We start from the raw sequence: 24,350 nt of genomic DNA on the forward strand, positions 1-24,350 counted from the left end.
CTAGGACGCGAGGCCCATCGCATCCATCCGGCGCGCGTGCGCGCCCATGAGTTCGGTGTAGACCGGCTCGACGCGCTCGTCGTCGACCTGGAGCAGCTCCGGCCGCAGTGCGGAACGGCAGACCAGGATGGTGTCACCGACGAGGCGCCGCGCCCACATCGACAGCAGGGACCGCCACTCCTCATCGCTCTCGATCGTCTCCTGGATGATCGCGACGATCTCATGGCCGGCATCGTCTTCGCGGAGGATCTCCGCCACCCGACGACCGGTCTCGCCGTAGCTCGACGCGAGCGCGAGGTAGAAGTCGTCGAGCATCCCGGCGGTGATGTACACGGCGAGGAGCGTCTCCCGCGGTCGCGCACCGATGGTCTTGCGTCGGAAAGCGTCGAGGTTCTCGCGGAACGGCAGCATCACCTGCGTGGGGTCGCCACCGCGCTCGGCGATGACCTCCACGATCCCGCGATGCTTCGTCAACGCCGCCCCGGCCGCACGCGACAGGGACTCCTTCTCGGAAAGCTCGGGGGTCGCCCGGATGAGCCTGGTGAGCGTCTCGAAGTAGCCCAGCTGCAGGTACGCGGCCTGACCGAGGAACCGATCGAGCTCGGGGGCGAGTTCAGCGAAGTCGACCCTCGTCGCATCGCTCTGCTCGCCTCGGCTGCGCAGGGTGAGGATTCGCCGTGGCGCGTCATCGCGCTGCCAGAACCACTTAACCACGAGGTCTTCCTCCCGAGTCCACCACGAGATTCACAATACCCGCGCGGGGCCCTCCTTCCTGGTCCGCACCACCCCTCCGGTAGGCTGGGCGTGTCCCCGCCGTCGGAGCGGGGCCCCGCGCCTGTGGCACAAGAGACGGCGTGGATCCGTTTACGTGGCGATCCCCCAGGGTCGCCGGACAGGCAATCTGAATAAAGTGACAACTTTCGCCGATCTCGGCATCGATCAGGACATCGTCGACGCACTCGCGGCCAAGGGCATCATCGATGCCTTCCCGATCCAGGAGCAGACCATCCCTCTCGGCCTTCCGGGGCAGGACATCATCGGCCAGGCGAAGACCGGCACGGGAAAGACCTTCGGGTTCGGCATCCCCGTCGTGCAGCGCCTCGGCAAGGACCCGGAGCACGGCGTCAAAGCACTCATCGTCGTCCCCACCCGCGAGCTCGCCGTGCAGGTCTACGAAGACATCGATCTGCTCACCAGCAACCGCTCCACCAGCGTCGTCGCCATCTACGGAGGCAAGGCGTACGAGGGTCAGATCGACCAGCTCAAGGCGGGCGCGCAGATCGTGGTCGGCACTCCCGGCCGCCTGATCGACCTCGCGGGCCAGCGCCTGCTCGACCTCTCCAACGCGACGGAGGTCGTGCTCGACGAGGCCGACAAGATGCTCGACCTCGGCTTCCTCGCCGACATCGAGAAGATCTTCCAGAAGGTCCCGGCCGTCCGCCACACGCAGCTGTTCTCGGCGACCATGCCCGGCCCGATCGTGGCCCTCGCCCGCCGCTTCATGTCGAACCCGATCCACATCCGCGCCAACGACCCCGACGAGGGCCTCACCCAGGCCAACATCAAGCACCTCGTCTACCGCGCGCACTCGATGGACAAGGACGAGATCATCGCTCGCATCCTGCAGGCCGAGGGCCGCGGCAAGACCGTGATCTTCACCCGCACCAAGCGCGCGGCGCAGCGCCTCGTCGACGAGCTCAACGACCGCGGCTTCAACGTCGGCGGCGTGCACGGCGACATGGGGCAGGACCAGCGCGAGCGCTCGATGGCCGCGTTCAAGGCAGGCAAGCGTGACGTTCTCGTCGCGACCGACGTGGCCGCCCGCGGCATCGACGTCGACGACGTGACGCACGTCATCAACCACACCATCCCCGACGAGGACAAGACGTACCTGCACCGCGCCGGCCGCACGGGGCGTGCGGGCAAGACCGGCATCGCCGTCACTTTCGTCGACTGGGAGGACCTGCACAAGTGGGCCCTCATCAACCGGGCGCTCGAGTTCGGTCAGCCGGAGCCTGTCGAGACCTACTCGTCGAGCCCCCACCTGTACGAAGACCTGGACATCCCGCAGGGCACGAAGGGCCGCCTGGTGTCGGCGCCGAAGACCGAATCCGTCAAGACCGAGCGCACCCGTCGGCCCGCGCGTGCCGCGGACGCCGCCGCGGAAGGCACCGACGAGACCGGGACGCGTCGCCGTCGCCGCCGTCGCAACAGCGCGACTCCGGTCGGCTCGACCTTCACCGAAGGCGCGTCGGGGGCCACCACCGGCGAAGGACAGTCCGCTCCGGCCGCAGACCGCAGCGCCGAGGGCGCCGGTACCCACGACGGGGCGGGCAAGGAGCACCACGACGGCAAGCCCGCGCCGGCGCGCCGTCGCCGTCGTCGCCGTGGAGGTTCCGGCGCAGGCGCAGCGCCGGTCACCGGAGCCTGACACCTCGACCTCTCAGAAGGGCGCGTGCCGCGGACGAACTCCGCAGCACGCGCCCTTCGTCGTCGCCGCCGCTCAGCGAAGAGACGCCGCCCGCTCCCCGTGGAGGATCGCCGCAGGAACCTGCGGCGGATAGACCCACGCGACTAGGACGACCGAGATGATCATGAGCAGGAACCACGAACTCAGCTTGCTCGGCGAGACCGGCTGCCATCCCGCCGCCTGATCGGGGTATGCCCATGCTCCCGCCCAGGTGCCGATGTTCTCCGCCAGGTAGATGAAGACGGCGACTCCGACGAACACGACGAGCAGCGGGATCCGGATCGTCCGACGCCAGATACGCGCGTGCATCACCGTCGGCAGCCACAGCACGATGACCGCAGCCAGCAGGATCCACCGCGCATCCCACCACCAATGGTGCGCGAAGAAGTTCACGTAGATCGCGATCGCGAGGATCGCCGTCATCCACCGCTGCGGGTATCGCGTGAAGCCGAGGTCGAAGAGCCGGTAGACGCGCACCATGTAGGAGCCGACAGCGGCATACATGAACCCGCTGAACAGCGGCACTCCGCCGATGCGCAGGAAACCGTCCGCGGCATACGCCCAGGAGCCGACATCGGTCTTGAACAGCTCCATCACGGTTCCGGTGAGGTGGAACAGGACGATCACCCACAGTTCTCGTCCGCTCTCCCAGCGGAACACGAGCATGGCCACCTGGATGAGCACGGCAGCGATGGTGAGGGCATCGTTGCGCGCGAGCGCCGCGTCCGGCGGGTACCAGAACCGTGCCGCGACAATCACGAGCAACAGCGTGGCCCCGAACACGCACGCCCATGCCTGCTTGACCACGAACACCGCGAACTCGATCAGGCCGGCGCGGAAACCGCTCGTCGGGGCGCCGAGGAGCAGGCGGTGGGCCCACGCATCGACACGGCGTTCCAGGGACGTCGCTCGTTGCATGCTCGGAATGTAGCCCTCCCGGTCGACAGGTCACCGGGAGTATCCCGACAGTATCCCGACCGTCAGGGGAAGCGCGGGGCGATGCCGGTGCCCTGCGCCAGGAGGCGGGCGACCATCGCGTCGGATGTCGTGTTCTCCCCCGGACGGTTCGGCTTGCCGCTGCCGTGATAGTCGCTGGATCCCGTGACGATGAGGTCGTGCTTCTGCGCCAGCTCGCGCAGCATCCGCTTGCCCGCTTCGGTGTTCTCGCGGTGATCGACCTCGAAGCCGCCGAGTCCGGCCGCGATCAGCCGCTCGATGTACGGGATGGGCATCATCCGGTCGCGACCCGTGGTGACAGGGTGGGCGATGATCGCCACTCCCCCGGCTTGCGTGATCAGTCGCACCGCGGTCAGCGGATCCGGGGCGTAGTGCGGCTCGTAGTATCCCTCGCGCGGATGCAGGATCCCGTCGAACGCCTCCGTGCGATCGCGCACGATGCCCCTCGCCACGAGAGCGTCCGCGATGTGCGGGCGCCCGACCGTCGCATCCAGAGCCGTCTGCGCGACCACGTCATCCCAGTGCAGGTCGTAGTCCCGTCCGATGTTGCGCACGATCCGCTCCGCGCGCCCGATCCGATCCCCGCGGATGCGATCGGTCTCGGCCCGCAGAGCCGGGTCTCCGGGATCGAAGAGGTAGCCGAGCACGTGCACGCTGCGCCACTCGTGCTTCGCCGACAGCTCCATCCCGGGGATGAACGTCATGCCGAGCGCGACGGCGGCGTCACCGGCCTCATCCCACCCGGTGGAGCGATCGTGATCAGTGAGCGCCACGGTGCGGATCCCGTGCGCGTGTGCCTGCCTGATGACCTCGGCCGGCGCCTCCGTCCCGTCGGACTGGTTGGAGTGCAGGTGCAGGTCGGCGGGACCGGCGAACCCGGCGGACGGAGAGGCCATCCTCCGAGCGTACCGAGGGCGACGGCCGGTGGGCGCGGAGGCACACGGAAGCGGATGTCGGGGCAGGGACTTCACAGGCGGCGCTCCTAGGCTTGAGGGGATGTTTCGACTACTGGGGATCCTCTTCACCGTCCTGCTCGCGATCGCGACGGCGATCGTCGTGTGGCCGCAGTTCTTCCGTCTCGAGCAGACCTATCCGTTCGCGCAGCTGGTGTCCGCGCGCGGCCTGGTCCTCGGCGGATTCCTGGTGATCGCTGTGCTCGCGCTCCTGCTGCTCTTCGCTCGTCCTCTGCGCGGATTCGCCGCGTCGGTCCTCATCGTCGCGCTGCTGGGTGCGGGGGCGACCGGCGTCATCGGAGCGACCCGCGGCTTCGGCACCACTGAGCTCCCCCAGAAGACGGAGAGCAGCATCCGGGTACTGACCTGGAACACAGCGGGCGAAGCCGTGTCCGCCGAGGTGATCGCCCAGCAGATCCTCGCTCAGGGCGCCGATGTCGTGGCCCTGCCGGAGACGACCGAGGACGTCGGCGAGCGCATCGCGATCATGTTGCGCGAGCAGGGGCATCCGATGTGGGTGCACCACGTGCAGTTCCGCCCCGATGTCCCCAACGGCCCCCAGTCCTGGCACACCACGGTGCTGGTGGCTCCCGACCTCGGCGAGTACTCGGTGATCGAATCCTCGAAGGACGGCAGCAGCAACACGGGCTCCGTGCCGAGTGTCGTGCTGATGCCGGTCGACGGCTCCGGACCCACGATCGTCGCCGTGCACGCCGTCGCTCCCCGTGTGGAAGAGATGCAGCAGTGGCAGAGCGATCTGCAGTGGATCGCCGATCAGTGTCCGCAGGGCGACTTCATCCTGGCCGGAGACTTCAATGCGACGATCGATCACATGGCGCCCCTCGGAGTGGACGGTGGTGACATCGGATACTGCCGCGATGTCGCGTCGCGCACCGGCAACGGTCTCGCGGGAACGTGGCCGAGTTCGCTCCCGCCCCTCGCCGGGGCGCCGATCGATCACGTGATGGCCTCGCCGAACTGGACACCGACGGGCTCGGTCGTCCTCGGCGATGCCGGGGGCAGCGACCACCGCGCGCTCGTCGTCCAGCTGGAGCCGGCCGGCTGAACTCCCGAAACACGCCCTGCAGGTGACAGACTGGAGGGATGAGCACCGGAGAACGCGACACGATCGCAGAGCCCACCGTCGAAGCGTCTGTCGAGAACAGCAACACGAACCGCAAGCAGCCCTTCCCGCAGGGGTTCCTCGACACCATCTCGACGGGATGGGCCGAGCGTCCGGAAACCCTTCCCGCTCCGCGTGCGCAGGCACCGTACGCCGCCGCCCGTCGAGCCGCGGTCTCTGCCGCCTTCCCCGGGAAGCGTCTCGTCATCCCCGCAGGATCGCTCAAGCAGCGCAGCAACGACACTGACTACGTCTTCCGGGCCCACTCCGCCTTCGCCCACCTCACGGGGTGGGCCGCGGATGCCGAGCCCGACTCGGTCCTGGTCTTCGCGCCGACCGACACGGGTCACGACGTCACCCTCTTCTTCCGCGAGCGCGCCGACCGCACCACGACGGAGTTCTACGCCGACGCCACGATCGGTGAGTTCTGGATCGGCCCACGCCCGTCCCTGGACGGTGTCGCGGCCGACCTGGAGATCGCGACCGCCCATCTCCACGAGCTCGAGGCCGTGGAGGGAGAGCTCGTACTCGACGAGGACGAGACCCTCACCCGTTTCGTGTCCGAGCTGCGCCTCATCAAGGACGAGTTCGAGATCGCCGAGATGCGCCGTGCCGTCGAGATCACCGCGAACGGCTTCGACGACATCGTCCGCGAGCTTCCGTCCGCCGTCGCGCACGCCCGCGGCGAACGTGTCGTGGAGGGTGTCTTCCACCGCCGCGCCCGTGAAGACGGCAACGGCGAGGGCTACGACACGATCGCGGCGTCCGGTCCGCACGCCTGCTACCTGCACTGGACCCGCAACGACGGCACCGTGGCCCCGGGCGATCTGATCCTCGTCGACGCCGGTGTCGAAGCCGACAGCCTGTACACGGCGGACATCACCCGCACGCTGCCCGTCTCGGGAACCTTCACCGAGGTGCAGCGCCGAGTGTACGAGACCGTGCGCGAGGCCGCCGACGCCGCGTTCGCCGCTGCACGGGTGGGCGTCCGTTTCCGCGACGTGCATGCGGCCGCCATGAAGGTCATCGCCGCACGCACCGCGGAGTGGGGCCTGCTGCCGGTGACCGCCGACGAGGCGATCGACGCGGACAAGGGCGGCCAGCACCGTCGGTACATGGTGCACGGCACCTCCCACCACCTCGGCATCGACGTGCATGACTGCGCCCAGGCGCGCCGCGAGATGTACTACGACGGCGTCCTGACACCCGGCATGGTGTTCACGATCGAGCCCGGGCTGTACTTCCAGATCGATGACCTGACGGTGCCCGCAGAGCTCCGTGGCATCGGCGTGCGGATCGAGGACGACATCCTGATGACCGAGGACGGCCCCGTGAACCTCTCGGCCGACATCCCCCGCACGGCCGACGAGGTCGAAGCATGGATCGCCCGGCTCCAGAGCTGACCTCGGCGGATGCACGACGGTGAGCTCGCGCTCGAGACCGAGGTCGCGGCACGGCTGATCACGCGCCGCTTCCCCGAGCTGCGCCGAGAGGAGCTGCGACCGGTCTCGTCCACCGGGACGGTCAACAGGATCATCCGGGTGGGCGACGGCCTTGTCGCCCGCTTCCCGCGCCTCGCGGCATCGGAGCCCACTCTCGCGCGTGAGGCCGCGGCGCTCGATGAGTTGGCCGCAGCGAGTCCGTTCCCCGCCCCGCGCTCCTATGGGATCGCTGCCGCGTCGGAAGAGTTCGACTCGGCCTGGGCCGTCCAGTCCTGGATCGACGGCGAGCCGCCGGGCCCCGTGCGTGCTGCCGCGTCGGAAGCCTTCGCTCACGATCTGGTCGTCCTCATCCGTGCACTGCGCTCGGTCGACGTGCGCGGACGGGTGTTCGACGGGAACGGCCGCGGCGGAAGACTCGGCGACCACGATGAGTGGGTCTCGGAGTGTCTGTCGCGGAGCGCACACCTGATCGACGTGGCACGCACCGCGAAGCTCTGGGCGGCCCTGTGCGCGCTTCCGCCCGCCGACGCTCCGCTGATGTGCCACCGCGACCTCACGCCGTTCAACCTCCTGGTCATCGAGCGCGACGACGAGGTCCGGCTGGCGGGCGTGCTCGACGGCGGGGACTTCGGACCTGCGGACCCTGCGCTCGACCTCGTCGCCGCCTGGCACCTCCTCGATGCCCCGACCCGACGCCTCGTCCGCGACGGTGTCTCCGCCGGCGAGGCCGAGTGGCAGCGGGGTGCCGGGTGGGCCCTGCAACAGGCGCTGGGCCTCGGGTGGTACTACGAGAAGTCGAACCCGCAGATGAGCGCGCTGGGGATCTCCACCGTCCGCCGCGTGCTCGCGGACCCCGAGCTGTCGATGCTCGTCGGCTGAAAGTCAGGCGACAGCACCTCCGAGGGCGAAGTCGGCCACGATCGGGGCGAGCGACGCACCGATCTGCTCCGCGGGGAGTTTGCGGCCCTTCACCTCGAATGTGTGCCCGCCGCCCTCGATCCAGACGATCCGGGCTTCTCGACAGGTCGCGACAGCCTGTTCGAACTGCGAGATCGGCTGGATGAAGGGATCGTTCGTCCCCTCCACGAAGAGCTGTGGCACGGTGATCGCCGGCAGGTGCTCGACCCGCGGCTTCTCCGGCCGACCTGGCGGATGAAGGGGATAGCCGAGATAGACGAGTCCGTCCACCCGTAAGCCCTCCGCGACCGCCATCGATGCCATGCGTCCGCCGTAGGACTTCCCCGTCGCCCAGACGGTCGCCGCGGGGTCTGCTGTGCGCGCGAACGTCGTGACCGCGTTCCAGGTGGCGATCGCATGCGCGGCCGGCCCCGGCATCCGCCGCCCCTGCTGCACGTACGGGAAGTTGAAGCGCAGTGTCGAGAAGCCGATCGCGCGGAGTGCCTCGACGTACCCGGTGAGGAAGGGATGGTCCTTTCCCGTTCCCGCACCGTGGGCGACGATCACCGTCGCCCCGTTGTCGCCGCGCGTCCAGTCGGCCGACACGACGGTGGTTCCCTTCGGCAGCGCGACCTGGATCTCGACCATCAGGAGGAACGTCCGGGGATCGTCGTCACGCCCGCTCGCCCGGGGCGCCTTCTGCACCCGGCGTCGCGTCGGGCTCGATCGGTGCGGGCATCCCGGGCTCGGGCGTACCCGGCTCCGGATCGGCGGCCGGTTCGGCAACGGGGTCTGCCGGCCGCGGGGGGATCACGGGCTCCTCGGGTGCCGGCGCCGTCGCGCCAGGCGTGATCCGTTCTCCGTATCGCGGCGGCTCGTCGAGGTTCACGGGAGGCCGGACCGGAGCGACGCGCGTCGCTCCGAGAACGTCGCGAGCCTTGGCGAGCGAGGCGGCCTGGACGGTGACCTCGTAGTGATCCGCCGCGAACTGCGTGACGCTCGCGAAGTCGCGACGACGCCGGACGATCGCGTAGGTCACGAGACTCAGGAGCATCCCGACCGCGACGCCGATGAGGACGAAGCCGACGAAGAGCTGGATCGGGACCTCCGGGTTGCCGAGCACGAGGATCGCGGAGAGGAACAGGCCGATCAGGACTCCGTTGATGGCTCCGGAGCGGGCGGCAGCGGCGTATCCGAGCTTGCCGGTCACGCGCTCGACCGTCCGCACGCTCTGCCCGACGATCGCGATGTCCCGTGCTGGGACCTCCCCGGCGATCAGCTTCGAGACGGTCTTCTGTGCGTTCTCGTAGTCGCGCGTGGAAGCGACGATCTCGCCGGTCTCCGAGCTGTTCGCGGGGCGGTTCAGCATACTCATCCGACTATTCTTCCACGCGCACCGTCAGACCGCCCGAGGCGCGGCCATCCCGCCGATGACCGGGCCCGCCGACTACTCTGGAGGGGTGAGCACACAACGGGTTTTCGCCGCGCGCCTGGCCGGGTGCGCCGTCTTCGATCCCGTCGGCGACCGGCTCGGCAAGGTCCGGGACGTCGTCGTGGTGTACCGAAGTACCGCGGCACCCCGCGTGATCGGTCTCGTGGTCGAGATCCCCGGACGACGACACGTGTTCCTCTCGATCGGCCGCGTCACATCGATCCGCTCCGGTCAGGTCATCACCACCGGACTCATCAACGTGCGACGCTTCTCTCCGCGGGCCGGCGAGGTGCGGGTGCTCGCGGAGCTGCTCGGAAGACGCGTCAGCTTCTCCGACGGCAGCGGTACCGCCGTGATCGAGGATGTGGCGATCGAGCCCAATCGCCTCGGGGAATGGGCCATCAGTCAGCTCTTCCTGCGTCGGCCGAAGACCAGCGCCTCTCCCTTCGCGAAGGGGCCCACGACGTTCGCCGCGTGGAACGAGGTCGCCGAGGAACGCGCGCCGGGCGAATCCCAGTCCGCCGAACAGCTCGTCGCTTCGTACTCCGAGCTGCATGCCGCCGACCTCGCGAACACTCTTCTCGATCTGCCGCAGCAGCGGATGATCGAGGTCGCCGAGGAGCTCTCGGACGACCGCCTCGCCGATGCCCTCGAGGAGATGCCCGAGGACGAGCAGGTGCACATCCTCGACCGGCTCGGCGACGAGCGCGCGGCCGACATCCTCGACCAGATGGAGCCGGATGATGCCGCCGACCTGCTCGCCCAGCTCACCCCGGACCGCCTGGAGCAGCTCCTCGAACTGATGGAGCCCGAGGAGGCCGAGGACGTCAGGATGCTGCTGCGCTACGGCCCGGACACCGCCGGCGGTCTGATGACCCCGGAACCCATCATCCTGTCGGCCGATGCGACCGTCGCCGAGGCCCTGGCTCTGATCCGGCGCCACGAGCTGCACCCGGCGCTGGCCGCAGCCGTGTTCGTGACACTCCCCCCGTTCGAGACGCCCACCGGTCGCCTGCTCGGGCTCGTGCACTTCCAGCGGATGCTGCGCTATCCCCCGCATGAACGACTCGGAGCGATCCTCGATGACAGCCTCGAGCCCGTTCCCGTCACCGCGTCGGCGGCCGAGGTGGCGCGTCTGCTGGCGAGCTACGACCTCGTCTCGTTGCCGGTGATCGACGCAGCCCATCGGCTCGTCGGCGCCATCAGCATCGACGACGTGCTCGACTATCTCCTCCCCGATGACTGGCGTTCACAGGACAGCGACGACATCGCCGCCGCTGCGAAGGAGACGAGCTGATGGCCCGCGAGTCGCGTCTGGACGCGCCGGGACGCAGCACGGCCCGCCCGCGCACCACCTCTCGCGACCGCTTCGGACGGTTCACCGAGTGGGTCGCGCGGGCGATGGGGACGCCGGCGTTCCTCGTGATCCTCAGCCTGTTCTGCGTCGTCTGGATCGTCTGGAACACCCTGATGCCCGAGCATCTGCGTTTCGATGATGCGGCGCTCGGGTTCACGGCCCTGACACTCATGCTCTCGTTGCAGGCCTCCTATGCCGCACCGTTGATCCTGCTCGCGCAGAACCGCCAGGACGACCGCGACCGGGTGCAGATCGAGCAGGACCGCCAGCGCGCCGAGCGCAACCTCGCCGACACCGAATACCTGGCCCGCGAGATCGTGGCACTGCGCATGGCGCTCGAGGAGCGCAACTCGCAGACCGTGACCCGAGACGTGCTGCGCCAGGAGTTGAAGACCCTGCTCGCCGAACTCGAGGACACCGACGACAGGGCATCGGGGGGCGCCGCATCGTGACCGAGGCCGACCTCGTCCGCACCGCGGTCTCCGCCGTGACGGACCCGGAGTTGCGTCGACCGATCGGCGAGCTCGACATGGTGCGCGACATCTCCGTCGACGGTGCCCACGCCCAGGTCGGCATCGTGCTGACGATCGTGGGCTGCCCCGCCGCGGCCCGAATCGAAGCCGACGTGCGACAGGCCGCGGCGTCCGTCCCCGGCATCGCTGACGTCGACGTCGAGGTGGGCGTGATGACCCCCGCCGAACGCAAGGCGCTGACCGAGAAGCTGCGCGACGGTCGCCCGGCACGGCACATGCCGTTCGGCCCCGACTCCCTCACCCGCGTGATCCTCGTCTCGAGCGGCAAGGGCGGAGTGGGCAAGTCGACGGTCACCGCCAACCTCGCGGTCGCCCTCGCCGACCAGGGGCTCTCGGTCGGACTCGTCGATGCCGACGTGCACGGCTTCTCCATCCCCGGTCTCCTCGGGATCCCGGCCGGGACGCAGCCGACCCGCATCGACGACCTGATGCTGCCACCGGTGGCCCACGGCGTGAAGACGATCTCGATCGGGATGTTCCTGCGCGACGGCGAGTCTGTCGTGGCCTGGCGGGGGCCGATGCTGCATCGCACCGTGTCCCAGTTCCTCACCGACGTCTTCTTCGGCGACCTCGATGTGCTCCTCATCGACATGCCGCCCGGCACGGGCGACATCGCCATCTCGATCGGACAGCTGCTCCCGCACGCCGAAGTCCTGGTCGTGACGACTCCGCAGACCGCTGCCTCCGACGTGGCGATCCGCAGCGGTCTGGTGGCACGGCAGACCGGTCAACAGGTGATCGGCGTGGTCGAGAACATGGCCGCGTACACGCTCCCCGACGGAACCGTGCTGGACCTGTTCGGGTCGGGCGGAGGAGCGGCCGTCGCCGATGCGCTCTCCGAACCGGACGAGGTCGTCCCGCTGCTGGCCTCGATCCCCCTGAGCCCTGCGCTGCGCCAGAGCGGAGACGCCGGCGCGCCCCTCGTCTCGGGGGCAGCCACGGATGCCGCCGCCACCGCGATCCACGACCTCGCTCGCGCGCTCACCCGGCGAGGACGCGGCCTCTCCGGCCGTTCGCTGCCGATGACCGTCGGCGGACCACGCAAGGAAGAGTGACCGATGCCTCCCCGCTCCCTGATGATCGACGAGGGGCTGCTGCAGCGGATGGCTCGCGATGCGGCGATCTACTCGCTGACCCGGCCGGCCGCCATCGTCATGTGGGTCGCACTCGCCGGCGCGCTGACGCTCAGCATCCTGAATCTGAGCACCCCCCTGCCCGCGGGCGCAGAACCGCCGTTCGGCGCGGGCTGGATGCCGCTGCTGATCATCGGTCTCGCGGTGTTCGCCGTCGTGATGTCGGTGTCGTCGGCCCGCCAGGCTGTGCGGACGGCGATGCCCGTCGAGACCGTGGTGTGGGCACAGCTCGAAGACGACGTGCTGAGGCTGGGCAGCGGCAGGAGACAGTCGGAGATCGCCTACGGGACGTTCCAGAGCATGCGCGTGGGCAGGGATGCGGTGCTGCTCAAGGTGCGTGGGACGAGCGCGGCGACCGCCATCCCCCGTGCCCTGCTCAGCGACGCGGACATCGCGACCCTGCGCTCACGGATCTCCTGAGAGCCCCTTCGCGCCTGAAGGTCAGGTGGCCTCGGGATCGAACGGGGGGCGGTTCGTCGCGCTGAACTCCTGCGGGGCGGCGCGGGGGGCGATGGGCTCGGCGATCGTCTCCTTGGCCTGTACCGGCGTCGCCGGCTGCGGCTCCTCGAACAGGGCGTCGCGGATGATCCGACGCGGGTCGTACTGACGGGGGTCGAGCTTTCGCCAGTCGACGTCGTCGATCTCGGGCCCCATCTCCTGGCGCATCCGACTCTTGGTGTCGCGAAGGTATTCGCCGGCCTTGCGGACCATGCGGGAGAAGCTCTCGGCGGCCCGCGGAAGACGCTCAGGACCGATGATCAGCACCGCGATGAGGCCGATCAGCAGCATCTTCTCGAAGGTGAGCCCGAACGTCATCTCTACAGGCTACCGCCGCGCCTGCGGTCCCCGCGCGCGACGAGCGAATACGCTGGAGGGAATCACCGGGCAGGCAGGGAGAACAGGCCATGAGCGAGCACGACGCGAACGCGCGTTTCCTTCGCGAGTCCATCGTGGAGCCAGACTCCATCGCCCGCGCTCGGGCACATGCGGTCGAGCTGGGCGCGATGCCGGTCAGCACGGTCGTCGGCTCCCAGATCGCCGTGCTCGCCGCCGCGACGGGTGCGCGGTCGATCGTCGAGATCGGCACCGGTGCCGGTGTCTCCGGCCTCTGGCTCCTGCGCGGTGCCCCCCACGCCGTGCTCACCACGATCGACAACGAGCCCGAGCACCTCGCAGCCGCACGTCAGGCGTTCGCCGATGCGAGGGTCCCCTCCACGAGGGTCCGTTTCATCACGGGACGCGCCATCGACGTGCTGCCTCGGATGAACGAGGCGTCCTACGACATCGTGCTGGTCGACGCCGACCCCGAGCACATCATCGAGTACGTCGAACACGGGCTTCGTCTCGCCCGCACCGGCGGCCTGGTACTGGTCCCTCGCGTCCTCGCCGGCGGCCGCGTCGCCGATCCCGTCCAGCGCGACGAGATCACGTCCGCCTACCGTTCCCTGGTGCAGGAGACGCAGGAATCGTCGGCAGTGCTCGCGACCGTATCCCCTGCCGCCGAAGGCCTGCTGCAGCTCATCAGCCTCCCCGAGCGCGACTGAGCCCTCCGCACGGATCGCTCCCGAAGAGCCCGGAATCGACGAAGGGCGGTGGATCCGAGGATCCACCGCCCTTCCGGATCCGCGGACGCGGATCCGAGATCGATCAGGCCGGTGCCACGACGGCGGCCAGCACGTCGTGAAGCTCCTTGGCCTCTGCGTCGTTCACGGAGACGACCAGTCGGCCGCCGCCTTCGAGTGGAACACGCACGATGATGAGTCGTCCTTCTTTCACGGCCTCCATGGGTCCGTCTCCGGTCCTCGGCTTCATCGCTGCCATCGTGGCTCCCTTTCCTCCGGTGGTATGGGATGAGTTTATCGGGTGTCACCGGGACCTGGAGGTCACCGAGCAACAATTGGGTCGAGCTTCACGATCACGGCACCTGCCAGAACGTGTTCCCGAGCGCATACATGTGGTAGATCCAGAACCACTGACCGACGAGACACAGCGCGAGGATCCCGAGCCTCCAACGCCGTGAGCGCGGGACGGCGACCGCACCCCACATCGGGCTGAGCGGCAGGAGCAGACGGAAGGTGCTCGACTGGGGGAAGAACACCGCGAGCAGGTAGAGCAGGTAGCTCGCGCTCCACAGCCGCAGGTCTCCGCCCAGGGCGCGGACCTGCGGGGAGTACAGCAACGTGGCCGCGAGCCCGACGACCAGCAGCGCCAGTGCGATCGGCCCCCACCACTGCGGAAGCCCCCAGAAACCGAACCAGAACTGCGCTGCCTGGACCCAGCCTTCGAACGGGACGAAACCGTCGACACCACCGACGATCCAGTGGCGACGCCATGCGAGTTCGGTGGCGAGGTACGCGCCGGGGTCGCCCGTGACGATGCCGGCGATCACCTGCCAGGCGAAGCCGGTCACGCTCGCCAGCGCACCCAGCGCGAGGATGTGCGCGATCTCGCGACCGGACAGCGGATCCTCCTTCCGACGAACCCATCGCATGATCCCGTGCAGCCCCAGGTAGAGGGCGAAGGCGAGTACACCGGGGCGGGTGAAGGCCATCACCGGGATGAGCACGTAGAGCCAGGAGTAGCGGTGCGCGGCGGTCGCGTCGAGTGCGAGGAACAGCAGCAGGAGGAAAAGGGTCTCGGCGTAGCCGACCTGGAACATGGCCGCGATGGGCCCGGCGGCGAAGAAGACGACCGCCCAGGTCGCCGCGCCGTTTCCGATGCGGTCACGGAGCAGGCGGTGCAGGGCGAGGCAGGCGAGGTACCCGGCGACGAACGAGATCACGAGAGCGCCGACGCCCCACGAGCCGAACAGGAACCCGACCGTCTTGGCCGCATAGGCGAACACCGGCATGAACGCCCAGGCGTTCTCGGCGACCTCCCCGGAGTCGGTCAGGGGGAGGTCGGTCGGATACCCGTTCTCGGCGACGAGCCAATACCACTGGGCGTCCCAACCGAGGATGAAGTCGACGACGCCCGCGTCTGCACCGAACCGAGAGGCCCCGGTCGACAGGGAGCCCGCCACGAGGAAGAAGGCGGTGGTGACCACCCGCGCACCGAGATAGATGAAGGCGATGCGCAGTGCGAGCGGTGTCTGCGCCCACCGGCGAGCCGCACTCAGTGCGAAGCGAGCCATACGCGCAGGCCCCGCTCCACGGCGTCGATCTGCGCGAGCGGCACGCGCTCCTCGTCGTGGTGCGCGAGGTGCGGGTCGCCCGGGCCGTAGTTCACCGCGGGGATGCCGAGGGCCGAGAACCGGGCGACATCCGTCCATCCGTACTTCGGTCGCGGCTCCGCGCCGACAGCAGCCACGAACTGCTTCGCGATCTCGGCGTCGAGCCCGGGGCGCGCACCCTCGGCGGCGTCCGTGATCTCGATGTCGAAGCCCGCGAGAACCCCGCGGAGATGGGACTCGGCGTCCGCAGCCGACTTGTTGGGAGCGAAACGGTAGTTGACCTCGACCTCGCAGGCATCGGGGATGACGTTCCCCGCGACGCCACCCGCGATGCGCACGGCGCTCAGGCTCTCACGGTAGAGCAACCCTTCGACCAGCACCTCCTTGGCGCGATACTCCGCCAGCCGGGTGAGGATGGGCGCGGCACTGTGGATCGCGTTCTCGCCGATCCAGGCGCGGGCACTGTGTGCTCGCACGCCGGTCGTCCGGACGAGCGCTCGGAGGGTGCCGTTGCAGCCCCCCTCCACCTCACCGTTGGACGGCTCGCCGAGGATCGCGAAGTCCGCCTGGAACAGATCGGGACGAACGGCCGCGAGCAGCCCGAGACCGTTCTTGGAGGCTTCGATCTCCTCGTTGTCGTACCACATCCAGGTGATGTCGACGGCGGGAGCGGTGAGCTCGGCCGCGAGTTTCAGCTGCACGGCGGTGCCGGCCTTCATGTCGACGGTGCCGCGTCCCCACAGGTAGGGCACTCCGTCGATCTCGATGTCCCGCGTCGGGAGGTTCGCATTGATCGGCACGGTGTCGATGTGACCGGCGATCGCGACGCGCTGCGCACGGCCGAGGTCGGTGCGGGCGACGATCGTGTTCCCGTGCCGGAAGACCTCGAGATGGGCCAACGGCGAGATCGCGGCCTCGATCGCATCGGCCAGGGTCTTCTCGTCGCCGGAGACGCTCGGGATGTCGCAGATCGCACGAGTGAGTTCGACGGAGGACGCGGTCAGATCGAGCACCATGCGTCCAGCCTACTTTCCCCGTCATGCGTGAAGTCGTCGCCGGCCGGGCGCGATAGCGTGGAGGGATGAGCGACGCACGCACGGTATGGGGTATCGGACTGACTACGATCGCCGGGGACGGCACGGTTCTCGATGCCTGGTACCCGGAGGTGCGACGCGGTGAGCTCGTCGCGGATGAGGCGGCCGTCGCCGCACTCGAACCCCTCGTCGGACGCGACGAGCGACGAGACGTCACGGTCGAGGTCGTGCAGCTGCAGATCGACCTCGACGAGGCTCCCGCCTCCACCGCCGACGCGTATCTGCGTCTGCATGCGCTCTCGCACCTCGTGGCGCGTCCCAACGAGCTGAACCTCGACGGCATCTTCGGACACCTGCCCAACGTCGCCTGGACGAACGCCGGACCGGTGCACCCCGACGTCGCGGCGCGTCGTCGTCCGCACCTCCAGCGCGCGGGCATCCAGGTGCAGGGGCTGGACAAGTTCCCCCGTCTGACCGACTATGTCCAGCCGTCCGGCGTGCGCATCGCCGACGCGTCCCGCGTGCGCCTCGGCGCCTACCTCTCCCCCGGCACGACGGTGATGCACGAGGGCTTCGTCAACTTCAACGCCGGCACTCTCGGTGCCTCGATGGTTGAGGGGCGCATCTCGCAGGGCGTCGTCGTCGGGGACGGCAGCGACATCGGCGGTGGCTCCTCCATCATGGGCACCCTCTCGGGCGGCGGCACGCACCGGGTGTCGATCGGGGCGCGCACGCTCCTCGGCGCCAACGCCGGCATCGGCATCTCGCTCGGCGATGACTGCATCGTCGAAGCGGGCCTCTACGTGACAGCCGGCACCAAGGTCGTGCTCGCCGACGGTCCCGCGACGCCGGATGGCGGGCGGCGGACGGTGAAGGGTGCGGAACTCTCGGGCCAGGACGGACTGCTGTTCCGCCGCAACTCGCTCAGCGGGGCGGTCGAGGCTGTGCGACGGGCGGGCGTCGGAGTGACGCTGAACGAGGCGCTGCACGCCTGATCCGCCGTCGACGACTCGCGCACGCAGCGGGCATGCAGCTGACGGCATGCCCGCGCTGATAGACTGACCTCGTTGCACGGACCGCCGGTCCCACAACATCGTCGTCGTCACGGGGTCTCCGAGGACCGAAGCGAGCGGAACTGCTCCCATCACCAGCATCAGCTGGCCTTTCGAACGGCGAATCGATGCGCAATTCCTGCGCCGTCGCCCACCTCACCCCTTATCTCGCGCCGTTCACTCGTGCGCTGACGGAGTTTCTGCATGTCTACTTTCCTTGAACTCGGCGTTCCCGCCGAGCTCGCCGCCGTTCTCGCCGACTCCGGCAAGACCGAAGCGTTCGCCATCCAGCGCGACACGCTCCCCGACTCCCTTGCCGGACGCGACCTCCTGGGCCGCGGACGCACGGGCAGCGGCAAGACCATCGCCTTCGCGCTCCCGCTCGTCGCTCGACTCGCCGCGTCCGGGGGGCAGCGCCGCGCAGGCCTGCCGCGCGGACTCGTCCTCGCTCCGACCCGAGAGCTCGCAACCCAGATCGCTGCGACGATCGCTCCTCTCGCCGAGGCCGCGGGCCTGCGCGTCACGACCGTCTTCGGCGGCGTCAGCCAGCGTCCGCAGGAGCAGGCGCTGCGCGGCGGCGTCGACATCGTGGTCGCCTGCCCCGGTCGACTCGAAGACCTCATGAAGCAGCAGGTCGTACGCCTGAGCGCGATCGAGGTCACCGTGCTGGACGAGGCCGACCACATGGCCGACCTCGGCTTCCTCCCCGGTGTCACCCGTATCCTCACGGCGACCCCGGCCGGCGGTCAGCGCCTGCTGTTCAGCGCGACGCTCGACCGCGGCATCGACACCCTGGCCCGCCGCTTCCTCTCGAACGCGGTCAGCCACGAGGTCGATGAGGAGAGCGTGCCCGTCGGCGAGATGACCCACCGTGTGCTCGTGGTCGACTCGACCGACAACAAGACCGCGCTCGTGCGCGACCTCGCATCGGGCACCGGGCGCCGCATCCTCTTCACCCGCACCAAGCACCAGGCGAAGAAGCTCGCGAAGCAGCTCACCGCTGCAGGCATCCCCGCGGTCGATCTGCACGGAAACCTCTCGCAGAACGCTCGCGAGCGCAACCTCGGCGCATTCTCCGCGGCGCCGGAGGACGGCGGCGTGCGCGTGCTCGTCGCGACCGACGTCGCTGCGCGCGGGGTGCACGTGGACAACGTGGACCTCGTGGTGCACGTCGACCCGCCCGTGGAGCACAAGGCGTACCTGCACCGTTCCGGTCGCACGGCGCGCGCCGGAGCCGCCGGTACGGTCGTGACCGTCGTGCTGCCCGAGCAGCGTCGTGACGTCAAGGATCTACTGCGCAAGGCCGCCATCAGCGCTCCGCTGGAGGACGTGACCACGGCGGCCGTCACCGCTCTCGTCCCCGAGCGCGCACCGCACGTGCGCCCGGCCCCGGTGCAGGCGCCGCAGCAGCAGCGTCAGTCTTCGAAGCAGCGTCCCGCGGGCGGCGAGCGGAACGGGGCGGCGAACCCGCCTTCCCGTCGTCGTCGCCGTCCCCGCTCCGGCGCATCCGGTGCCGGCCAGGGCGGAGGCTACTCCACGCAGAGCGGCCAGTCCCGTCAGGGCGGCGGCCGGGGGCGCTGACGCGTCCCGCTCCACCCCTTTTCACGTCGAGGCCCCCTCAGCGCGTCGACGCCCCCTCTGACAGTCGTCAGTGTGAGGGGGCGTCGGCGGGCAGAGGGGGCCTCGACCGCTTACGGCCGCGCGCGGCCGAGACTCAGCGGGTCGGGAAAGAGCGCTCCGAGGATCCGGTGTACAGCTGCTGCGGGCGGCCGATCTTGGTCTGCGGGTCGAGCTGCAGCTCACGCCACTGCGCGAGCCAGCCGGGCAGACGTCCGATCGCGAAGAGCACGGTGAACATCCGCGTGGGGAAGCCCATCGCCTTGTAGATCACACCCGTGTAGAAGTCGACGTTCGGGTACAGGCGACGCTCGCGGAAGTAGTCGTCGGCGAGCGCGAGCTCCTCGAGCTCCTTGGCCAGGTCGAGGAGGGGGTCAGTGACGCCCAGCGAGGAGAGCACCTCGTCGGCCGCGTCCTTGACGAGCTTGGCGCGCGGATCGTAGTTCTTGTAGACCCGGTGCCCGAAGCCCATCAGCTTCACGCCCTCTTCCTTGTTCTTCACCCGCTCGACGAAGCGCGAAACGCTCTGACCGGAGTCACGGATCTGCCCGAGCATGGTCAGCACAGCCTCGTTCGCACCGCCGTGAAGGGGGCCGGAGAGAGCCTGGATGCCGGCGGAGATCGATGCGAACTGGTTCGCACCGGTGGAGCCCACGAGGCGGACGGTCGAGGTCGAGGCGTTCTGCTCGTGGTCTTCGTGCAGGATGAGGAGCAGCTCGAGAGCCTTCGACATCACCGGGTTGACCTCGTACTCCTCGCTGTGCACACCGAAGTTCAGCTTCAGGAAGTTGTCCACGAAGCTCAGCGAGTTGTCGGGGTAGAGGAAGGCCTGGCCGACGCTCTTCTTGTGCGCGTACGCCGCGATCACCGGAAGCTTGGCGAGCATGCGCACCATGTTGAGTTCGACGTGCTCGGGGTTGTGCGGGTCGGTCTGACCTTCGTAGTAGGTCGAGAGCGCCGCGACCGCCGACGACAGCACCGACATCGGGTGCGCCGTGTGCGGCAGGGCGGAGAAGAAGCGCTTGAGGTCTTCGTGCAGCAGCGTGTGGCGGCGGATCTTCTCGTCGAACTCCGCGAGCTCGGATGCCGAGGGCAGTTCGCCGTAGATCAGGAGCCAGGCGACCTCGAGATAGCTGGTCGATCCCGCCAGCTGTTCGATCGGGTATCCGCGATAGCGCAGGATGCCCTTGTCGCCGTCGATGAAGGTGATCTCGGACTTCGTCGACGCGGTGTTCACGAAGCCGTAGTCGAGGCCGGTGTAGCCGGTCTGACGGGTCAGCGTCGAGAAGTCGATGCTGTCGTGCCCCGCCGTGCCGCGCAGTACCGGGAATTCGGCGGTCGTCTCACCGATCGTCAGCTTCGCCGTCTGGTCTGCCGCTGCACTCACGCGGACCTCCTCCTGGTGTCCGCCCCCGCTCGTCGCGGTGGAGTCGGACATGATCTTGATCAAGTCGGAACTGGCGATCTCACGGCGCTGAGGCACCAGGTCGGGTCACGACCGAATCGCTTTTACAGCCTAGTAGGCACTCCGGCCTACTGTGACATCCGCCAAACAGACGGCCACTTCAAGGGGATAACCTACAGAGCTTCGACAGTGAGGCGTCGCGCCGCCTCGAGGATGCGCTCGGTCGGGGCGGTGAGGGCGAGCCGGACATGCTGCGCGGCGTCAGCACCGTAGAACGGCCCCGGGCCCGCGAGGATGCCGAGCTCAGCGAGCCTCGCCATCGAATCCCAGGCATCCCGTCCCTCCGTCGCCCACAGGTACAGCCCCGCTTCTGAACCATCGATACGGAAGCCGGCCGCTGCGAGCGCAGGACGCAGCGCATCCCGCCGAGCGCGATAGAGCTCCTTCTGCGCCGCGACGTGCGCGTCGTCGCCGAGGGCCACCGCCATGGCGTGCTGCACCGGAGCGGGCGGCATCAGGCCGAGATGCTTGCGCGCCGTGAGGAGGTCGCCGACCACGCGCGCACAGCCGGCGACGAACGCGGCGCGGTAGCCGGCGAGGTTCGACTGCTTGCTCAAGGAATACACGCTGAGCAGATTCGCGCGGCTGCCACCGGTCACCCGCGGGTCGAGGATCGACGGAATCGGCGAGGCGGCCCATTCGCCATCCCACCCGAGTTCGGCATAGCACTCGTCGCTCGCGAGCACGGCGCCGAGTTCACGGGCGCGACGCACGGCCGCGGCGAGCTCGTCCACCGTCCAGGTGCGGCCGTCCGGGTTGCCCGGGGTGTTGATCCAGATGAGCTTCGTGCCCTCCGGCCAGTCCGCGGGGTCGTCGGCGGGGAGCGGTGTCGCGCCGACGACGCGGGCGCCGACCTCGTAGGTCGGGTACGCCACTCGGGGGTGCACGACGATGTCGCCCTCCCCCAGACCGAGCAGCGTGGGCAGCAGCGCGACGAATTCCTTGGAGCCGATCGTGGGCAGGACGTTGTCGACGCGGAGGTCGGGCACACCGCGGCGGCGCGCGTACCAGTCGACGATCGCCTCGCGCAGGGTCGGCGTGCCGACCGTCTGCGGATAGGCGTGGGCGTCGGTCGCCTCGGCGAGAGCGCGCCGGATGATGTCGGGAGTCGGATCCACCGGCGAGCCGATGGAGAGATCCACGATCCCTTCCGGGTGGCGGGCCGCACGCTCGCGGAACGGGACGACGGCATCCCAGGGGTAGTCGTCGAGGTCTCGGACGCTCACAGCGCGCGCCTACTCGCCCTGCGGCGGGAGCGCGGCGACGATCGGGTGATCGAACGCGTAGACGCCGACCTTCGCCGCGCCTCCGGGAGATCCGATCTCGTCGAAGAACTCGACATTGGCCTTGTAGTAGTCCTGCCACTCGTCGGGCAGGTCATCCTCGTAGTAGATGGCTTCCACCGGACACACCGGCTCACAGGCGCCGCAGTCCACACACTCGTCGGGATGGATGTACAGCGAGCGTTCGCCCTCGTAGATGCAGTCAACGGGGCACTCGTCGATGCAGGCTCGATCCTTGACATCGACGCACGGGAGGGCGATCACATACGTCACCGCTCCAGTCTACGACTCGCGCGCCTCGGATTCCTGCGCGGCGGGTGCCTCCGTGCGCACCGGGACCCGCGAGAAGGAGGGCCAGGCGACGACCAGGAGCACGATTCCCGCGACCACGTACGTCCAGATCTGACCGCTCAGCGAGTCCGGCACGACCACGGACCCGCCGGGACCCACGCCGGAGATCAGCACCAGCATCCCGATCATCCCCAGTCCGGCGGCGACCGCTGCCCCTCGGTCGTGGGTGAGCGCGCGCACGGCGACGAGGATCGCTGCGCACGCGATCGCAGCGACGATCAGTCCGATCGGGATGGGCCCCCACATCACACTGTGGGCGATGGTGCCCGCCACGCCGTAGACGCCGCCCACCAGGGCTGCAGCCACCCAGGACAGCACTCTCGACAACCAGCTCACGCGCACCCGTTGAGCTTACCGGCGCCGGCGGTGTGCCGACGAGATCCGGGGTTCACGATGCGAGGCCGAAGACGCGCAGCAGGGCCGCCACCAGTGCAGCAGCCACCACGACGACGAGGAACGACTGCCGCAACCACAGGAGTCCCCCGGCGACCAGCAGAGCGGGCACACGCGCATCGACCATGATGGCCTGTCCGTCACCGAGGGTCTGCACGGCGACGAGCGCCGCGAGGAGGGCCACGGTCAGCAGATCGGAGATCCGGGCGACGCGGGGCTCTTCGAGTACCGAAGACGGCACGAGATAGCCGGCCGCCTTCATGGCGAGACAGATCACCGCCGCGAGGAGGATCGCGCTCCAGAGGCTCATGAGGGGGCCTCCGCGCCATCCAGCGGCTCCTCGGCCGGCGACACGGGTCGTCCGAGCCAGTTGAACCAGCCGACGGCGATCGCGACCACGGCCGCGACGAGCACCGGAAGGCCCGGCATGAGGAACGGAGTGAACGCGGCGGCGACCACGGCGGCCGCCACCCCCACCGCGATGGCCTGCCGCTGCCGGAGCCGCGGCCACAGCAGCGCGAGGAACGCCGCGGCGGCTGCAGCGTCCAGCCCCCACGTCTTCGGATCCCCCAGCACGTCACCCACGAGCGCGCCGACGAGGGTGGTGATGTTCCAGCCGACGAAGATACCGACGCCGGTCACCCAGAAGCCGATCTGCCGCAGCCGCGGGTCGCTCTGCGAGATCGCCACCGCCGTCGATTCGTCGATCGTGAAGTGCGCGGCCATCGCTTTGCGCCCGGGCCCTCCCCCGACGATCGGCGACATCCGCATTCCATAGGCGACGTTGCGCACCCCGAGAAGGGCCGCCGACGCGATGGCCGAAGGCAGGGCAGCGAGACCGCCGGCCGTGAAGACGCCGACGAACGCGAACTGCGAGCCGCCGGTGAACATCAGCAGGCTCAGGACGCAGGTCTGCCAGACATCCAGGCCGGATGCCACGGCCAACGCACCGAAGGAGACCCCATAGGCACTGGTCGCGAGCACGACACCGAGCGCCTCTCGCCAGACCTCACGCTCCGCGGTCATGGCGCCGATCGCATCGAGGTGTTCGCTTCAGTGAACGCATGACCATCATTCTGAACATTTCTGGATGCATAGTCAAGCGAACGATCGTTTGACATGATGAACACATGGAGGATCTCCGCACACGTCTCGCTCGAACCCTGCGCCGCGAAAGGGAGGCCGCGAGCCTGTCGGTCTCAGAGCTCGCCCGGCGAGCCGGGGTGTCCAAGGCCACTGTCTCGCAGCTCGAGAGCGGCTCCGGGAACCCCAGCGTCGAGACGCTGTGGGCACTCGGAGTGGCACTCGGCGTGCCGTTCGCGGTGCTCGTCGACCAGCAGGCCAACGCCCCGACCCTGATCCGTGCCGACGACCTGGCCGGCGTTCCCTCCTCCGCCGCGGCCTACAGTGCGACCCTGCTCTCTGCCAGCCCTCCGGGAGCACGCCGCGATGTGTACCTGATCCAGGCCGACCCGGGCGATCCCCGCCTATCGGACCCTCACCACCCGGGCACGATCGAGCACGTGATCCTGGTCGCCGGCGAGGCGCGGGTCGGACCCGCGGGCGAACCCGTGGCCCTCCACCCCGGCGACTACCTCACCTATGCCGGCGATGCCCCGCACATCTTCGAGGCGACGAAGCCCAACACGAGCGCCGTGCTCATCTCCGAATTGCGCTGAACGAGGG

At 69.1% G+C, this 24,350-nt stretch carries 27 protein-coding genes; 12 read left to right on the forward strand and 15 right to left on the reverse strand.

The features are described from left to right. The gene (locus KV397_RS10725; RefSeq protein ID WP_047523057.1) at positions 1-714 is read right to left on the reverse strand and encodes a ferritin-like fold-containing protein; all 714 of its coding nucleotides are present in this window, start codon (positions 712-714) and stop codon (positions 1-3) included. 196 nt (positions 715-910) lie between these two features. Between KV397_RS10725 and KV397_RS10730 the strand changes: the two genes are divergently transcribed. Further along, positions 911-2,431 carry a DEAD/DEAH box helicase gene (locus KV397_RS10730; protein WP_131491918.1) on the forward strand — a complete coding sequence of 507 codons (1,521 nt, stop codon included), beginning with the start codon at positions 911-913 and terminating at the stop codon, positions 2,429-2,431. A gap of 72 nt (positions 2,432-2,503) precedes the next feature. On the opposite strand, the gene KV397_RS10735 is transcribed toward KV397_RS10730, so the two are convergent. Both KV397_RS10735 and KV397_RS10740 read right to left on the reverse strand, forming a co-directional pair. Beyond that, positions 2,504-3,388: a DUF817 domain-containing protein gene (locus KV397_RS10735; RefSeq protein ID WP_261811257.1), complete on the reverse strand. Its 885-nt coding sequence runs from the start codon at positions 3,386-3,388 to the stop codon at positions 2,504-2,506. Positions 3,389-3,450: 62 nt separating this feature from the next. Then, complete coding sequence (locus KV397_RS10740; RefSeq protein ID WP_261811258.1) at positions 3,451-4,323, reverse strand: PHP domain-containing protein; 873 nt, start codon at positions 4,321-4,323, stop codon at positions 3,451-3,453. 100 nt (positions 4,324-4,423) lie between these two features. On the opposite strand from KV397_RS10740, the gene KV397_RS10745 reads away from it, so the two are divergent. Genes KV397_RS10745 through KV397_RS10755 form a run of 3 tightly spaced genes read left to right on the forward strand, consistent with a single transcriptional unit; the run spans position 4,424 to position 7,824 of the window. Then, positions 4,424-5,446: an endonuclease/exonuclease/phosphatase family protein gene (locus tag KV397_RS10745; RefSeq protein ID WP_047523060.1), complete on the forward strand. Its 1,023-nt coding sequence runs from the start codon at positions 4,424-4,426 to the stop codon at positions 5,444-5,446. A 38-nt stretch (positions 5,447-5,484) separates the two neighbouring features. Next, positions 5,485-6,906, forward strand: coding sequence for an aminopeptidase P family protein (locus KV397_RS10750; protein ID WP_153243847.1), 1,422 nt, complete (start codon positions 5,485-5,487; stop codon positions 6,904-6,906). Positions 6,907-6,915: 9 nt separating this feature from the next. Further along, positions 6,916-7,824, forward strand: coding sequence for a phosphotransferase (locus tag KV397_RS10755; RefSeq protein ID WP_131491913.1), 909 nt, complete (start codon positions 6,916-6,918; stop codon positions 7,822-7,824). A 3-nt stretch (positions 7,825-7,827) separates the two neighbouring features. Here KV397_RS10755 and KV397_RS10760 read toward each other — a convergent pair whose 3' ends face one another. Together KV397_RS10760 and KV397_RS10765 are read right to left on the reverse strand one after the other, a co-directional pair. Beyond that, the gene (locus tag KV397_RS10760) at positions 7,828-8,490 is read right to left on the reverse strand and encodes an alpha/beta hydrolase family protein (RefSeq protein ID WP_407665299.1); all 663 of its coding nucleotides are present in this window, start codon (positions 8,488-8,490) and stop codon (positions 7,828-7,830) included. A 25-nt stretch (positions 8,491-8,515) separates the two neighbouring features. Next, positions 8,516-9,217 (reverse strand): general stress protein, encoded by a 702-nt coding sequence (locus tag KV397_RS10765; protein ID WP_261811260.1) that lies wholly within the window; start codon positions 9,215-9,217, stop codon positions 8,516-8,518. A gap of 85 nt (positions 9,218-9,302) precedes the next feature. Between KV397_RS10765 and KV397_RS10770 the strand changes: the two genes are divergently transcribed. The 4 genes from KV397_RS10770 to KV397_RS10785 are packed head-to-tail and all read left to right on the forward strand — an operon-like array spanning position 9,303 to position 12,717. Next, the gene (locus tag KV397_RS10770) at positions 9,303-10,571 is read left to right on the forward strand and encodes a magnesium transporter MgtE N-terminal domain-containing protein (protein ID WP_047523064.1); all 1,269 of its coding nucleotides are present in this window, start codon (positions 9,303-9,305) and stop codon (positions 10,569-10,571) included. Next, positions 10,571-11,083, forward strand: coding sequence for a DUF1003 domain-containing protein (locus tag KV397_RS10775; RefSeq protein WP_047523065.1), 513 nt, complete (start codon positions 10,571-10,573; stop codon positions 11,081-11,083). Before KV397_RS10770 ends, KV397_RS10775 begins: the two co-directional genes overlap by 1 nt. Then, a complete protein-coding gene (locus tag KV397_RS10780) occupies positions 11,080-12,219 on the forward strand; it encodes an Mrp/NBP35 family ATP-binding protein (RefSeq protein ID WP_047523066.1) in 1,140 nt (379 codons plus the stop codon). Before KV397_RS10775 ends, KV397_RS10780 begins: the two co-directional genes overlap by 4 nt. A 3-nt stretch (positions 12,220-12,222) precedes the next feature. Further along, positions 12,223-12,717 (forward strand): YcxB family protein, encoded by a 495-nt coding sequence (locus KV397_RS10785; RefSeq protein ID WP_153243844.1) that lies wholly within the window; start codon positions 12,223-12,225, stop codon positions 12,715-12,717. A 21-nt stretch (positions 12,718-12,738) separates the two neighbouring features. Here the strand turns inward: KV397_RS10785 and KV397_RS10790 are convergent, their stop codons facing one another. Beyond that, positions 12,739-13,113, reverse strand: coding sequence for a Sec-independent protein translocase family protein (locus KV397_RS10790; RefSeq protein WP_131491909.1), 375 nt, complete (start codon positions 13,111-13,113; stop codon positions 12,739-12,741). An 89-nt stretch (positions 13,114-13,202) separates the two neighbouring features. On the opposite strand from KV397_RS10790, the gene KV397_RS10795 reads away from it, so the two are divergent. Further along, positions 13,203-13,841 carry an O-methyltransferase gene (locus tag KV397_RS10795; RefSeq protein ID WP_131491908.1) on the forward strand — a complete coding sequence of 213 codons (639 nt, stop codon included), beginning with the start codon at positions 13,203-13,205 and terminating at the stop codon, positions 13,839-13,841. Between the two features lie 103 nt (positions 13,842-13,944). Here the strand turns inward: KV397_RS10795 and KV397_RS10800 are convergent, their stop codons facing one another. The 3 genes from KV397_RS10800 to dapE form a co-directional block, all read right to left on the reverse strand. Further along, complete coding sequence (locus KV397_RS10800; RefSeq protein ID WP_017203323.1) at positions 13,945-14,118, reverse strand: DUF3117 domain-containing protein; 174 nt, start codon at positions 14,116-14,118, stop codon at positions 13,945-13,947. A 94-nt stretch (positions 14,119-14,212) separates the two neighbouring features. Then, positions 14,213-15,430 carry a hypothetical protein gene (locus tag KV397_RS10805; RefSeq protein WP_134353372.1) on the reverse strand — a complete coding sequence of 406 codons (1,218 nt, stop codon included), beginning with the start codon at positions 15,428-15,430 and terminating at the stop codon, positions 14,213-14,215. Then, complete coding sequence (gene dapE, locus KV397_RS10810) at positions 15,412-16,485, reverse strand: succinyl-diaminopimelate desuccinylase (protein WP_131491906.1); 1,074 nt, start codon at positions 16,483-16,485, stop codon at positions 15,412-15,414. Before dapE ends, KV397_RS10805 begins: the two co-directional genes overlap by 19 nt. Before the next feature lie 65 nt (positions 16,486-16,550). Here dapE and dapD point away from each other — a divergent pair, with 65 nt between their 5' ends. Then, positions 16,551-17,498: a 2,3,4,5-tetrahydropyridine-2,6-dicarboxylate N-succinyltransferase gene (gene dapD, locus KV397_RS10815; protein ID WP_261811261.1), complete on the forward strand. Its 948-nt coding sequence runs from the start codon at positions 16,551-16,553 to the stop codon at positions 17,496-17,498. A 261-nt stretch (positions 17,499-17,759) separates the two neighbouring features. Continuing rightward, a complete protein-coding gene (locus KV397_RS10820) occupies positions 17,760-19,136 on the forward strand; it encodes a DEAD/DEAH box helicase (protein ID WP_261811262.1) in 1,377 nt (458 codons plus the stop codon). 133 nt (positions 19,137-19,269) lie between these two features. On the opposite strand, the gene KV397_RS10825 is transcribed toward KV397_RS10820, so the two are convergent. From KV397_RS10825 to KV397_RS10850, 6 genes are all read right to left on the reverse strand, one after another. Further along, positions 19,270-20,610: a citrate synthase gene (locus tag KV397_RS10825; RefSeq protein WP_372491360.1), complete on the reverse strand. Its 1,341-nt coding sequence runs from the start codon at positions 20,608-20,610 to the stop codon at positions 19,270-19,272. A gap of 140 nt (positions 20,611-20,750) precedes the next feature. Continuing rightward, the gene (gene dapC, locus KV397_RS10830) at positions 20,751-21,863 is read right to left on the reverse strand and encodes a succinyldiaminopimelate transaminase (protein WP_248569603.1); all 1,113 of its coding nucleotides are present in this window, start codon (positions 21,861-21,863) and stop codon (positions 20,751-20,753) included. A 9-nt stretch (positions 21,864-21,872) separates the two neighbouring features. Continuing rightward, positions 21,873-22,193 (reverse strand): ferredoxin, encoded by a 321-nt coding sequence (fdxA, locus tag KV397_RS10835; protein WP_131491902.1) that lies wholly within the window; start codon positions 22,191-22,193, stop codon positions 21,873-21,875. A gap of 9 nt (positions 22,194-22,202) precedes the next feature. Then, positions 22,203-22,607, reverse strand: a complete 405-nt coding sequence (locus KV397_RS10840; RefSeq protein WP_227991515.1) for a histidinol dehydrogenase — start codon at positions 22,605-22,607, stop codon at positions 22,203-22,205. Positions 22,608-22,659: 52 nt separating this feature from the next. Continuing rightward, positions 22,660-22,974 (reverse strand): AzlD domain-containing protein, encoded by a 315-nt coding sequence (locus tag KV397_RS10845; protein WP_047523077.1) that lies wholly within the window; start codon positions 22,972-22,974, stop codon positions 22,660-22,662. Next, positions 22,971-23,690, reverse strand: coding sequence for an AzlC family ABC transporter permease (locus tag KV397_RS10850; RefSeq protein ID WP_131491900.1), 720 nt, complete (start codon positions 23,688-23,690; stop codon positions 22,971-22,973). Before KV397_RS10850 ends, KV397_RS10845 begins: the two co-directional genes overlap by 4 nt. Before the next feature lie 104 nt (positions 23,691-23,794). On the opposite strand from KV397_RS10850, the gene KV397_RS10855 reads away from it, so the two are divergent. Beyond that, a complete protein-coding gene (locus KV397_RS10855) occupies positions 23,795-24,343 on the forward strand; it encodes a helix-turn-helix domain-containing protein (protein ID WP_153243837.1) in 549 nt (182 codons plus the stop codon). The last annotated feature ends 7 nt before the right edge of the window (positions 24,344-24,350 follow it).

Source organism: Microbacterium aurugineum, from assembly GCF_023101205.1.
Lineage (GTDB): Bacteria > Actinomycetota > Actinomycetes > Actinomycetales > Microbacteriaceae > Microbacterium > Microbacterium aurugineum.

Coding starts and splice junctions, on each gene's coding strand:
- KV397_RS10735 (WP_261811257.1), bottom strand. CDS start 3,388: ATGCAACGAGCGACGTCCCTGGAACGCCGTGTCGATGCGTGGGCCCAC.
- KV397_RS10740 (WP_261811258.1), bottom strand. CDS start 4,323: ATGGCCTCTCCGTCCGCCGGGTTCGCCGGTCCCGCCGACCTGCACCTG.
- KV397_RS10745 (WP_047523060.1), top strand. CDS start 4,424: ATGTTTCGACTACTGGGGATCCTCTTCACCGTCCTGCTCGCGATCGCG.
- KV397_RS10750 (WP_153243847.1), top strand. CDS start 5,485: ATGAGCACCGGAGAACGCGACACGATCGCAGAGCCCACCGTCGAAGCG.
- KV397_RS10755 (WP_131491913.1), top strand. CDS start 6,916: ATGCACGACGGTGAGCTCGCGCTCGAGACCGAGGTCGCGGCACGGCTG.
- KV397_RS10760 (WP_407665299.1), bottom strand. CDS start 8,490: ATGGTCGAGATCCAGGTCGCGCTGCCGAAGGGAACCACCGTCGTGTCG.
- KV397_RS10765 (WP_261811260.1), bottom strand. CDS start 9,217: ATGAGTATGCTGAACCGCCCCGCGAACAGCTCGGAGACCGGCGAGATC.
- KV397_RS10775 (WP_047523065.1), top strand. CDS start 10,571: ATGGCCCGCGAGTCGCGTCTGGACGCGCCGGGACGCAGCACGGCCCGC.
- KV397_RS10785 (WP_153243844.1), top strand. CDS start 12,223: ATGCCTCCCCGCTCCCTGATGATCGACGAGGGGCTGCTGCAGCGGATG.
- KV397_RS10790 (WP_131491909.1), bottom strand. CDS start 13,113: ATGACGTTCGGGCTCACCTTCGAGAAGATGCTGCTGATCGGCCTCATC.
- KV397_RS10795 (WP_131491908.1), top strand. CDS start 13,203: ATGAGCGAGCACGACGCGAACGCGCGTTTCCTTCGCGAGTCCATCGTG.
- KV397_RS10800 (WP_017203323.1), bottom strand. CDS start 14,118: ATGGCAGCGATGAAGCCGAGGACCGGAGACGGACCCATGGAGGCCGTG.
- KV397_RS10805 (WP_134353372.1), bottom strand. CDS start 15,430: ATGGCTCGCTTCGCACTGAGTGCGGCTCGCCGGTGGGCGCAGACACCG.
- dapE (WP_131491906.1), bottom strand. CDS start 16,485: ATGGTGCTCGATCTGACCGCGTCCTCCGTCGAACTCACTCGTGCGATC.
- dapD (WP_261811261.1), top strand. CDS start 16,551: ATGAGCGACGCACGCACGGTATGGGGTATCGGACTGACTACGATCGCC.
- KV397_RS10820 (WP_261811262.1), top strand. CDS start 17,760: ATGTCTACTTTCCTTGAACTCGGCGTTCCCGCCGAGCTCGCCGCCGTT.
- KV397_RS10825 (WP_372491360.1), bottom strand. CDS start 20,610: ATGTCCGACTCCACCGCGACGAGCGGGGGCGGACACCAGGAGGAGGTC.
- KV397_RS10845 (WP_047523077.1), bottom strand. CDS start 22,974: ATGAGCCTCTGGAGCGCGATCCTCCTCGCGGCGGTGATCTGTCTCGCC.
- KV397_RS10850 (WP_131491900.1), bottom strand. CDS start 23,690: ATGACCGCGGAGCGTGAGGTCTGGCGAGAGGCGCTCGGTGTCGTGCTC.
- KV397_RS10855 (WP_153243837.1), top strand. CDS start 23,795: ATGGAGGATCTCCGCACACGTCTCGCTCGAACCCTGCGCCGCGAAAGG.